Raw genomic sequence first — 11,227 nt, 5'->3', positions numbered from 1 at the left:
GGCCACCGCGCTGGCGGTGATGTTCTGGTGTTTCGTCGGGCTGGAAGCCTTCGCCCACATGGGGGAGGAGTTCAAGCGGCCGGAGCGGGACTACCCCATCGCCCTGCTCGGCGGTGTGCTGCTAGCGGGGCTCATCTACTGGGTACACTCGCTGGTGGTGCTCAAATACGGCCTCTACGGCGATGAGGCGAAAAACGCTACCGCCATCCCCTCCCTGCTGGCGCTGCTGTTCGGCCCCACCGCCAAGTGGCTGGTGGCGGTGCTCGGCTACCTCTCCTGCTTTGCCAGCATCAATATCTACATTCAGGGCTTTGCCCGGCTGATCTGGAGCATGGCGCGGGAAGGCAAGTTGCCCCCCTCGCTGGCCGTGCTCACCGCGCGCGGCGCGCCGCTGCGGGCGCTCACTCTGGTGCTCGCTATCTGTCTGCTCTGCATCACCCTGATCATCTGGCTGCGACTGCCGCTCGATGAGCTGATCCGCTACGCCAACGGCAATTTCGTGCTGGTCTACCTGCTCTGCATGGCGGCGGGCTGGCGTCTGCTCGGCGGGGTGGGCAAGGGGCTGGCGGGGATAAGCGTGCTGCTCTGCGCCCTGGTGCTGGTGGCGCTCGCCACTCAGGTGCTCTATGCGGTGGTGCTGAGTCTTGGCTACGGCGGCGTCTCGTTGTGGCGGCGTCATCTGCGCCGCAGTCGTCAGCAGGATGTGCTTCCGGTAGCGAAGTAACGTCTCCCCGATGGTCGAAGAAATGAGAAAGCCCTGATGTTCAGGGCTTTTTGATTACGGCATGCGGGATGTTCATATGAGTACTAGTTGGCACGCTATTTGCCGAAAAGTGCGGTGTCTGATCAACTCAACGGCGATTTATAGCCAAAAAAAGTGGGATCCAGCTCCCGTTTTGCTTAAAGTGATCCCTTCCGATCCCGGTGGTCGGAATGCCCGCAAGGATGCCCTTCAGACGTAAACAGGATGGCCTGGCCAGACTGACTCTCAGAGATGTGATTGCTTCGGTTCTCTTTTTATCTGTCACCTGTGGTGATAGCGCCTTGTTCCGTTCAGTCAGCCCGGGTTTTGCGTCTCTCTCATCGTGCATTGTCACCATCTGCAGCGAGTGAATCATGAGCGAATCGGTTTTTGAGATCCACGACTGGACCCTGAGCGTTGACGACAACATGTTGTGTCGCCCCGACCGAGAGGTCTACCTCGAACCCAGACTGGTCAATCTGTTGCGGTTTCTGGCCCACAATGCCGGCACCGTGTTTGGCCGCGATGCCCTGATCAACGAGGTGTGGGATGGCGCCGAGGTGACCGATCAGGTGGTGACCCAGTCCATCTTCGAACTGCGCAAGATCCTCAAAGATGGTCGCACCGATGCGACCGACTATATCGTCACCGTACCCAAGCGCGGCTACAAGTTGGTGGCACCGGTAAGGCCGCTGCAGGTGGTTTCCGTGGTGATGGCGGACGAGCAGCCCGCGCCCGCGGTCAATACCGCTCTCTCAGGCAACCCGACGCTCTCCGATCTGAGCCCGCCCGCGGCTGAGCAGGATGATGATGCACTGCCCAATGTCGCCCCTTTTCCCGCCGGGCCCCTGACCCGCGCCATCTCCACCCATGCCAAGGATGCTCGCAGCCGCTGGAAGATGGTGAGTTTCGATATCTTCGTTGCCATCGTGCTGATCGCCATTGTCAGCATGCTCAGCTACCAGCACACCAGCCCCCAGGTACACGCCATGCTGGATCCCAACCTGCTGGTGTTCCGCTTTCACTCCGGCATGGATGACAACAACGAGAACGTGCGCCTCGCCGATGGCATTACCCGCGCCCTGATGGGGGAAGTGGCGGTGGCTACGCCGCTGCGGGTGCAGTATGGTGCCACCACTCTGATGGGGGGGATCATGCCCGGCAAGGAGCTGAGTGTACGGGTCACCCGCCAGCCCCGCGGCACCTATCTCGATCTGGAGTATCGCAATATCAATACCAACCGAGTGCTGTTCAGCCATCAGTACCAGCTCAGTCGCCACAGTGTGCACGGCGTGTTGCAGGCCAGCAGCCAGGATCTGCTGCGTGCCCTCGACCAGCCCGATGCCGAGCCGGGGATGGGCTGGCCGACCGATGATGCCTCCCTGATGGCGATGATGGAGGCGCAGTACTACATCAACAGCCGGGATCCGGTCGCCCTCAAGCGGGGTATCGATCTGCTGGAGCAGGCGCTGATTGCCCATCCGGATCAGCCGCTGCTGTTGGCGGAGCGCTATCTGGCGGGCGAGGCGCTGGCCACTCTGGCGGGCAAATCCGAGAGCGAGCGGCTGCAGGGGATTGGCACCCATCTCGCCAGCGTGGTGCAAAACAGCGGCGCCCTGCCAGCTCGGGTGTGGGAGGCGTTGACCCTGCAGGCGATCCTCAACGGCCAGCAACAGCAGGCCAACTATCTGCTGGAGAAGGCGGCGAGTCGCGGCCGCTCGGTGCTCTACTACATACTGCAGGGCAAGCTGGCGGAGCTGGATGGTCGCCCCGAGGCGGCGGGGGATGCCTACAGTCAGGCCTTCCTGATGGAGGCGACCGAGCAGACCTATCTGCTCTGCCAGCAGCTCGGTTTCTACAGCAATATGGAGAGCCTCACTCCGGCTCTGTTCAATGCGCTGGGCCAGAGCAAGGTGAAGCTCTTCTAACACCGCAGTGTTGGTTTTCCCCCGGTCGGTGCGGTTGCCGACCTCATCCACAGGCTGCCTTCGGGCGGCCTGTGCTGTTTCTGCTTGTCTCAATCCTGCTTCTTTGCCACCGGGGATAGTCGCTCTGGTGCGGCCCGATTTATCCCCCGCAGCTCCCCACTATCTGCCTTTGTCTTGCACGCGGCATTCGCTGCACTCGCGTTTGTTCGGCTTTACGCCGCGCGCGCAGCTTGTGACATCTGCTCATGGTTGGCGACGGGATAAGCTGTCCGTCTCGACCCATTTCTCATTGCTTACCTGTTATCGCCATTGCGCTTTACCTCTGAGTCTGGATTGTGATGAGCCGAGCGAAGGGGAAAGCAGGAGGTGAGCGGCCACTCAGGGTGATGATCCGCAGGGCTTCCAAATGGCCGCAAGGGCAGGGGGCGCAATGGGATCTGCTTTATCCCGGGTTTATCTGGCCAAAAATATCAAGACGGCGAGATAAGGGGGTTATCAAGGGGCAAAAACGGGGCGGAAGGATATCAAGGTTTTATCAAGATGGCGGTGCGCAATGATGTCAAGGTGCTGTTTTTAAATGATTTTTATCAAAAATAATGAGGCGGCGAAAAAAGTTGCCTCATATTTTTATCCGTTAGCTGGTCTTTATGTTTTCCGGGGATGAGAGGCCTAGTCTGTGCCCATTCTTTGGCGGGGCGTTCCGCCAAATGTGTATGTGACGACCCGACCTTTTATAGAACCGGAGATCTTATGTCCCTAGATACGAGCAAGAAGATTGGCCTTATCGCCTGTACAGGTGTGGTGGCCGGCAACATGATGGGGAGTGGCATCGCGCTGCTGCCTTCGGCACTGGCCACCATCGGCTCCATCTCTGTCTTTAGCTGGGCAATCTGTCTGGTAGGCGCCATGGGCCTCGCCTTTGTCTTCGCCCGCCTTGCTACCAAGAACCCGCAAGAGGGTGGCCCCATTGCTTACGCTGGCGAGATCTCTCCGGTGTTCGGTTTCCAGACCGGTGTGCTCTATTACCACGCCAACTGGATCGGTAACCTGGCCATCGCCATTACCGGCGTCTCCTACCTCTCGGTCTTCTTCCCCATTCTCAATAGCCCAATTCCGGCCGCCGCAGCCACCATCGCTGCCGTCTGGATCTTCACTTTCGTCAACCTGCTTGGCGGTAGCTGGGTGAGCCGACTCTGTACTCTGGGTCTGGTGCTGATCCTGCTGCCGGTTGTCGGTACTGCGGTGATGGGTTGGGGTCATTTTGATGCCACTGTCTACAGCCAGAACTGGAACACCACCAGCGGCAGCGACCTGCATGCGGTCATCAGCGCCGTGCTGATCTGCCTCTGGTCCTTCGTCGGTGTTGAATCTGCCGCCGTCTCTTCCGGCATGGTGAAGAACCCCAAGCGTACCGTACCGCTCGCTACCATGCTGGGTACCGGTATCGCGGGTGTTATCTACATCCTCTCTACCCAGGTGATCAGCGGCATGTTCCCGGCCGGTGAAGTGGCTGCCTCCGGCGCCCCGTTTGCCATGGCCTCTTCCGCCATCTTCGGTAGCTGGTCTGCGCCGTTTGTTTCTGCCTTCACCGCTCTGGCCTGCTTCACCTCGCTCGGTTCCTGGATGATGCTGGTAGGCGAGGCGGGCAAGCGTGCCGCCAACGACGGCAACTTCCCGAAAATCTACGGCGAAGTGGACAAGAACGGCGTGGCCAAGAAGGGTCTGATCCTAGGCTCCCTGAAGATGACTGCCCTGATGGTTGGCCTGACCGCCTTCACCTCCCAGTCCGCTCACGCTGCCGATCTCTTCAACGTGCTGACCACAGATGCGGTGCTGCTGACCATGCTGCCCTACTTCTACTCCAGCATTAACCTGATCCGTTTTGAAGGCATGACCTCCCGCAGCATCGGCGCCATGATCTTCTCCGGTGTGGCCTGTGTCTTCTGTCTGGTAGCCCTGATGGGTGCCAAGGGTTCCAACCTCACCGCTACCTTCGTGGTGTCGCTCATCATCCTGATGTTCTACGCCAAAAAACAGGGTCTGCGTCAGCACGACGCCCTGCTGAACGAACAACCCAGCAACTAATTCCCCCTTTTATCTTCCGAGCGCTCTTCACTCACCATCCCTGATGGAGAGCGCCCCTTTACGTGTGGAGCATTACGATGAATATCATTGCCATCCTCAACCACCTGGGCGTTTTCTTTAAAGAAGAACCCATTCGCCAGCTGCAAGCCTCCCTCGAGCGCAAGGGTTTCGAGGTTGTTTATCCGGTCGACGTCGCCGACCTGCTGAAACTGATCGAGAAGAACCCCCGCGTTTGCGGCGCCATCTTCGACTGGGACAAATACTCTCTGGGTCTGTGCAAGGAGATCCACGATCGCAACGAGAAGCTGCCGATCTTCGCCTTCGCCAACGACCAGTCCACCCTGGACATTCACCTGACCGACCTGCGTCTGAACGTCCATTTCTTCGAGTACCGTCTCGGCATGGCTGACGACATCGCCCTCAAGATGGGTCAGGCCACTCAGGAGTATCAGGACGCCATCCTGCCGCCGTTCACCAAGGCGTTGTTCAAGTATGTGGAAGAGGGTAAATACACCTTCTGTACTCCGGGTCACATGGGCGGTACCGCCTTCCAGATGAGCCCGGCCGGCAGCATCTTCTATGACTTCTACGGCCCGAACGCGTTCAAGGCTGACGTCTCCATCTCCATGCCGGAGCTGGGCTCCCTGCTGGATCACTCAGGTCCGCACAAGGAAGCCGAAGAGTACATCGCCCGTACCTTCAACGCCGATCGCTCCTATATCGTTACCAACGGCACCTCCACTGCCAACAAGATCGTCGGCATGTACTCCGCGCCAGCCGGCAGCACAGTGCTGGTTGACCGTAACTGCCACAAGTCGCTCACTCACCTGATGATGATGAACGACGTGACCCCGATCTACTTCCGTCCGACCCGCAACGCCTACGGCATTCTGGGTGGTATCCCGCAGAGCGAATTCAGCCGCGACACCATAGCTGCCAAGGTTGCCGCGACACCGGGTGCCCAGGCTCCCCGTTACGCCGTCGTTACCAACTCCACCTATGATGGTCTGCTCTACAACACCGGCTTCATCAAGGAAGCGCTGGATACTCCTTACATCCACTTCGACAGTGCCTGGGTGCCTTACACCAACTTCAGCCCGATCTATGAAGGCAAGTGCGGCATGAGCGGTGAAGCGATGCCGGGCAAGGTGTTCTACGAAACCCAGTCCACCCACAAGCTGCTGGCGGCCTTCTCCCAGGCCTCGATGATCCACATCAAGGGGGACGTGGAGGAGGAGACCTTCAACGAAGCATTCATGATGCACACCTCCACCTCGCCGCAGTACGGCATCGTGGCCTCTACCGAGATCTCTGCTGCCATGATGCGTGGCAACACCGGCAAGCGTCTGATCAAGGACTCCATCGATCGCGCCATCTCCTTCCGCAAAGAGATCAAGCGTCTGCGTGATCAGAGCGAAGGCTGGTTCTTCGACGTATGGCAGCCGGACAACATCGACACCGTCGAGTGCTGGAAGCTGGATCCGAAAGATGACTGGCACGGCTTCAAGGACATCGATGACAACCACATGTACCTGGATCCGATCAAGGTCACCCTGCTGACCCCGGGTATGGGTCGTGACGGCCAACTGCTGGAGAAGGGCATTCCTGCTTCACTGGTCTCCAAGTTCCTGGACGAGCGCGGCATCGTGGTCGAGAAGACCGGCCCCTACAACATGCTGTTCCTCTTCTCCATCGGTATCGATCAGTCCAAGGCGATGCAGCTGTTGCGCGCCCTGACCGAGTTCAAACGTGGTTATGACCTGAACCTGACCATCAAGAACATACTGCCGAGCCTCTATCGTGAAGACCCGAGCTTCTACGAAGGGATGCGCATTCAGGAGCTGGCGCAGCGCATTCACGAGCTGACCAGCAAGTACCGTCTGCCGGAGCTGATGTTCAAGGCGTTCGACGTACTGCCGGAGATGAAGATGACTCCGCACGCCGCATGGCAGCAAGAGCTGGCCGGCAACGTGGTGGAAGTGCCGCTGCGTGACATGGTTGACCGCATCAGCGCCAACATGATCCTGCCGTACCCGCCGGGAGTTCCGTTGGTACTGCCGGGCGAGATGGTGACCCAGGATTCTCTGCCGGTGCTCGAGTTCCTCGAGATGCTGTGCGAGATCGGTGCCCACTACCCGGGCTTCGAGACCGACATCCACGGCCTCTATCGTCAGGCCGATGGCAGCTACACCGTCAAGGTGCTGCGTTAATCGACAGTGACAACAGTCGAAAGTGACAACAACGGGCCGCAAGGCCCGTTTTTCCCTCCGGAATTCCTGTTCTTATTGCGTGAGTCGCCAATCATGAAGCGAGTGCTCTCCATTCAATCCCACGTAGTCTTTGGCTGTGCCGGCAACAGTGCCGCCGTTTTTCCCATGCGTCGCCTCGGGATCGAGGTGTGGCCGATGAACACGGTGCAGTTCTCCAACCACACCCAATACCGCGAAGGCTGGCAGGGGATGGTGATGCCCGGCGGCCATATCCGTCAGCTGGTAAACGGCCTGGCGGAGATCGGTGTGCTGTCCGAGTGCGATGCGATCTTGAGCGGCTACCTCGGCTCGGCCGAACAGGGGGAGGAGATCCTGGCGGCGGTGGCCCGGCTCAAGGCGCTCAATCCGGCCGCCCTCTATTTTTGTGATCCCGTGATGGGTCACCCCGACAAGGGGTGCATAGTGGCACCCGGCGTCGCCGATTTTCTGAAAAACCGGGCACTGGCCTGCGCCGATATGCTGGCCCCCAATCTGCTGGAGCTGGAACAGCTCACCGGCCGCGATATCCGCAATGTGCCGGAGGCCATCGAGGCGTGCCAGCAGCTGCGCGCGCAAGGGGTCAAGCTGGTGATGGTCAAGCATCTGGGCAAGGCAGGTTTTGCCATGGACCGCTTCGAAATGTTGCTGGTGTGTGAGGAGGGAATCTTTCATCTCTCCCGCCCACTCTACCCTTTTGCCCGCCACCCCATCGGGGTGGGGGATCTGCTGAGCGCCACCATGCTGGCCAATCTGCTGGCCGGTTGTACCCCGGTCGCGGCGTTCGAGCTTACCAACGCCAGTGTCGATGCCGTGCTGGCCCGCACCTGGCTGGCGGGAGCTTACGAGCTGCAACTGGTGGCGGCCCAGCACGAGATGGCGTTGCCGCAGGTCTCCATCCGGGCGACCCGCCTCTGAGCTGATTACGCGCACAGAAGAAACAACAAAGCCCTGATCATCAGGGCTTTTTATATGTCAGATGTCGGGAGAGTGCTTAGTCCTGCGGGCTTTTGAGCGCCTTGACCACATCCTCTTTGGGCTCCAGCTCCTTGACCTGATTGAAGATCTCCAGCTCCCCTTGCGGGCTGACGGTGTAGGCATCGGCATCCTGATAGCTGCCGCTGCCAGCGCTCTCGATGATGACCACCAGCTCGGGCTGCTTGTCACCATTCAAATCGACCAGCTTCAGCTCCCGGATAAAGCCGTTGCGAGCCATCACCTTGCCATCCTGAAACTCATCCAGTGGAAATTGGGCGTTCTGGCCCGAATAGAGCCGCACGTCATAGCTGCCGATGGAGGCGGGCTCACCGGCCCCCTGCTCCACCCGGATCACCTGCCCGGAGGGGAGGGTCAGTTGCTTGCTAAATCCCTCTTCGGCTTGTGCTTGTGCCGCCAGCGGCAGGGTCAGTAGCCCCGCCATCATCAATGCTCTGTTCATCTTGCAACCTCTTGCTGTCTCTTGAGTGCGGGCTCCCGGGGAGCCCGCCGTGATGTTGCTACCAGATCTTCACCCGCTTCTGGGGCGGCAGATAGAGCTTGTCCCCCGGCTGGATGTTGAATGCCTCGTAGAAGGCGGGAATGTTCGGCACCACGCCGTTGACCCGGTACTCTGGCGGCGAGTGGGGGTCGGAGCGCAGCAGCATCTGCATCAGCTCGGGGCGATACATCCCCTTCCACACCTGCGCCCAGCCGAGGAAGAAGCGCTGTTCGCCGGTGAAGCCATCCAGCACCGGCGCCTCCTTGCCATCCAGTGACAGCTCATAGGCTTTGTGGGCGATGGTGAGACCGCCCAGATCGCCGATGTTCTCCCCCAGGGTGAACTGGCCGTTGACGAACTGGCCGTTGATGGGCTCGAAGCGGTTGTACTGGGCCACCAGACGGCTGGTGCGGAATCGGAACTCCTTGAGATCCTGCGGTGTCCACCAGTCGCGCATCATGCCGTCACCATCGGATTTGGCCCCCTGATCATCAAAACCGTGGCCCATCTCGTGACCAATGACCCCGCCGATGGCGCCGTAGTTGACCGCATCATCCGCCGTCATGTCGAAGAAGGGGGGCTGCAAGATGGCCGCCGGGAAGACGATCTCGTTGTTGCTCGGGTTGTAGTAGGCGTTCACCGTTTGCGGCGACATGTGCCACTCGTCCCGGTCGACCGGCTTGCCGAGGCGCGCCAGACTGTCTGCGTATTCAAAGGCTTGCGAGCGTTGTAGGTTGCCGACCAGATCATCCGGTTTGATGGTGATGGCGCTGTAATCCTTCCACTTGTCGGGGTAGCCGATCTTGGGGCGGAACTTGGCCAGCTTCTCGAGGGCCTGCGCCTTGGTCTCGGGCGACATCCAGTCGAGTTCCTTGATGCTCTGGCCGTAGGCGGTGCGCAGGTTCTCCACCAACTGCTCCATCCGCTCCTTGGCCGCTGGCGGGAAGTAGCGGGCCACATAGAGCTGGCCGACCGCTTCACCCAGATGATCGTTCAGCACCCCGAGCGCCCGCTCCCAGCTGGCGCGCTGCTTGGGCGTGCCGCTCAATGTGGTGCCGTAGAAGGCGAAGTTGGCGCGGTCGGTCTCGCTGTCGAGATAGGGGGCGTAGTCGGTCAGCAGTTGCCACTTGAGGTAGGCCTGCCAGTCGGCGATGGGGGTCTGGGCCATCACTTGATCCAGCGCGCTCAGATAGGTCGGCTGGCCGATGATGAGCTCCGGCTGACCAGCAATGCCCGCGGCATTGAGATAAGCCTGCCAGTCGAGATGGGGGGCGAGCCGTGCCAGTTCGCTGGCGGGGCGCTTGTTGTAGTTCTTCTCCCGATCCCGCAGGGCGACGTTGTCCCACTGGATGGTGGCGAGCCGGGTTTCGAGTGCCAGAATCCGTTTGGCCTTGCCGCTCGGGTCAGATTCCCCGAGGCGGCTCAGCATGGCGGCGATATGCTGCTGGTACTTCTGGCGCAGGGCCTGACTCTCGGGATCCTGCTTGAGGTAGTAGTCCCGATCCGGCAGCCCCAGTCCACCTTGATAGAGGTAGACCGCATAGCGGTCGGGGGACTTGGCATCGGCGTCGATCCAGATGCCAAACGGTGCGCCGCCGCCCATGCGGCCCGACTGGGCAAAGGCGCGGGCCAGCGCAGCCTGATCACCGATCCGGTCGATATCGGCCAGCGCCGGTGCCAGCGGGGTGAGCCCCTTGGCGTCACGGCCTGCCTGATCCAGATAGCTGGCGTAGAGATCGCGGATCTGCTGGGTCGGCGTGCCGGTGGCGGCCTCCTGCTTGGCCAGCCCCTCGACCAGCACCCGCACATCGGCAAGGGATTTGTCCCGCAGCATGTAGAAGGCGCCATCGGCGGGGCGATCGTCGGGGATCTTGGCGGTGGCTAGCCACTTGCCATTGACGTAGCGGAAGAAGTCATCGCCGGGTTTGACCTGGGTGTCCATATTGGCCAGCGCCAGCCCGGAGTGTTTGGGGGAGTCTTGCGGTGCCTGACTGCAGCCAGCTAGCAGTGCCAGTCCAATCAGGCCGGCCAGTAAGCTTTTCTTATTGTTCATCTTGTTTGATTCCAATTCGGATTGTTTGCTTCCCTGCCCATCTTCCTTGCTCCAACCGGTTGTGCGACCGCCTTGCGGCCAGCCTGGTGGAGAGGGCGGGCGAGCCTCACTCTAGCAGCAGGGTTGCAGCTTGATAAGCCCGACTCTGCTAAGATCGGCCGGTCCGTTTTGGGGAAGCCTATGATTTCTCATCTTTATTCTCGCTTTTGTCTGACTATGCCAGCGCCGGAAGGTTCCACCGGTCTGCTGGTGGCCTTCAGTGGCGGCCTCGACTCTACCCTGCTGCTGGTGCTGGCGGCGCAGTATGCCCGCGAGCACGGCCTGCCACTTCGCGCCCTGCACGTGCACCACGGCCTCAGTCCCCATGCCGATGAGTGGGTCGCTCATTGTGAAGTCGTGTGTCAGCAATTGGCGGTGGAGCTGCTGGTCGAGCGGGTGACTCTGGCCCGTGGCAATGGCGAGAGTCTGGAGGCGCAGGCTCGCACCGCCCGTTACCAGCGGCTGACCGCCCGGATGCGGGAGGGGGAGTGGCTGCTCACCGCCCACCATCAGGATGATCAGCTGGAGACTCTGCTGCTGGCCCTCAAGCGCGGCGCCGGTCTGCGCGGGCTGGCGGGGATCTTGCCAAGCCAGCCCTTTGCTGGCGGCCTGTTGCTGCGGCCGCTGCTCGATATGAGTCGCGCCGAGCTGGCCGAG

At 60.6% G+C, this 11,227-nt stretch carries 8 protein-coding genes; 6 read left to right on the top strand and 2 right to left on the bottom strand.

Annotated elements, in window-relative coordinates:
* The 5 genes from yjeH to pdxY form a co-directional block, all read left to right on the top strand.
* Positions 1-724 (top strand): L-methionine/branched-chain amino acid transporter (gene yjeH, locus AB5Y92_RS18155; RefSeq protein ID WP_368227318.1); only part of this gene is annotated, 724 nt, incomplete at its 5' end.
* A 392-nt stretch (positions 725-1,116) separates the two neighbouring features.
* Positions 1,117-2,670 carry a lysine decarboxylation/transport transcriptional activator CadC gene (gene cadC / locus AB5Y92_RS18150; protein ID WP_368227317.1) on the top strand — a complete coding sequence of 518 codons (1,554 nt, stop codon included), beginning with the start codon at positions 1,117-1,119 and terminating at the stop codon, positions 2,668-2,670.
* Between the two features lie 750 nt (positions 2,671-3,420).
* Positions 3,421-4,755 carry a cadaverine/lysine antiporter gene (gene cadB / locus AB5Y92_RS18145; RefSeq protein ID WP_005347861.1) on the top strand — a complete coding sequence of 445 codons (1,335 nt, stop codon included), beginning with the start codon at positions 3,421-3,423 and terminating at the stop codon, positions 4,753-4,755.
* Between the two features lie 77 nt (positions 4,756-4,832).
* Positions 4,833-6,965, top strand: a complete 2,133-nt coding sequence (locus tag AB5Y92_RS18140; protein ID WP_042055201.1) for a lysine decarboxylase CadA — start codon at positions 4,833-4,835, stop codon at positions 6,963-6,965.
* A 93-nt stretch (positions 6,966-7,058) separates the two neighbouring features.
* Complete coding sequence (gene pdxY / locus AB5Y92_RS18135) at positions 7,059-7,919, top strand: pyridoxal kinase PdxY (RefSeq protein WP_368227316.1); 861 nt, start codon at positions 7,059-7,061, stop codon at positions 7,917-7,919.
* A 76-nt stretch (positions 7,920-7,995) separates the two neighbouring features.
* On the opposite strand, the gene AB5Y92_RS18130 is transcribed toward pdxY, so the two are convergent.
* Together AB5Y92_RS18130 and AB5Y92_RS18125 are read right to left on the bottom strand one after the other, a co-directional pair.
* A complete protein-coding gene (locus AB5Y92_RS18130) occupies positions 7,996-8,439 on the bottom strand; it encodes a PliI family lysozyme inhibitor of I-type lysozyme (protein ID WP_158112076.1) in 444 nt (147 codons plus the stop codon).
* 58 nt (positions 8,440-8,497) lie between these two features.
* Positions 8,498-10,531, bottom strand: a complete 2,034-nt coding sequence (locus AB5Y92_RS18125) for a M13 family metallopeptidase (RefSeq protein WP_236301710.1) — start codon at positions 10,529-10,531, stop codon at positions 8,498-8,500.
* A gap of 180 nt (positions 10,532-10,711) precedes the next feature.
* Between AB5Y92_RS18125 and tilS the strand changes: the two genes are divergently transcribed.
* On the top strand, positions 10,712-11,227 hold a 516-nt coding region (tilS, locus tag AB5Y92_RS18120; RefSeq protein ID WP_368227315.1), incomplete at its 3' end, for a tRNA lysidine(34) synthetase TilS.

This window comes from Aeromonas sp. R1-1 (assembly GCF_040908495.1).
In the GTDB taxonomy this organism is placed as follows: domain Bacteria; phylum Pseudomonadota; class Gammaproteobacteria; order Enterobacterales; family Aeromonadaceae; genus Aeromonas; species Aeromonas veronii.
The sequence above is the reverse complement of the archived record's forward strand: the minus strand, read 5'-3'. Positions and strand labels throughout refer to the sequence as shown.

Bases quoted from the DNA above. Each gene is read 5' to 3' on its own strand.
- cadC (WP_368227317.1), top strand. From the start codon at position 1,117: ATGAGCGAATCGGTTTTTGAGATCCACGACTGGACCCTGAGCGTTGAC.
- cadB (WP_005347861.1), top strand. From the start codon at position 3,421: ATGTCCCTAGATACGAGCAAGAAGATTGGCCTTATCGCCTGTACAGGT.
- AB5Y92_RS18140 (WP_042055201.1), top strand. From the start codon at position 4,833: ATGAATATCATTGCCATCCTCAACCACCTGGGCGTTTTCTTTAAAGAA.
- pdxY (WP_368227316.1), top strand. From the start codon at position 7,059: ATGAAGCGAGTGCTCTCCATTCAATCCCACGTAGTCTTTGGCTGTGCC.
- AB5Y92_RS18130 (WP_158112076.1), bottom strand. From the start codon at position 8,439: ATGAACAGAGCATTGATGATGGCGGGGCTACTGACCCTGCCGCTGGCG.
- AB5Y92_RS18125 (WP_236301710.1), bottom strand. From the start codon at position 10,531: ATGAACAATAAGAAAAGCTTACTGGCCGGCCTGATTGGACTGGCACTG.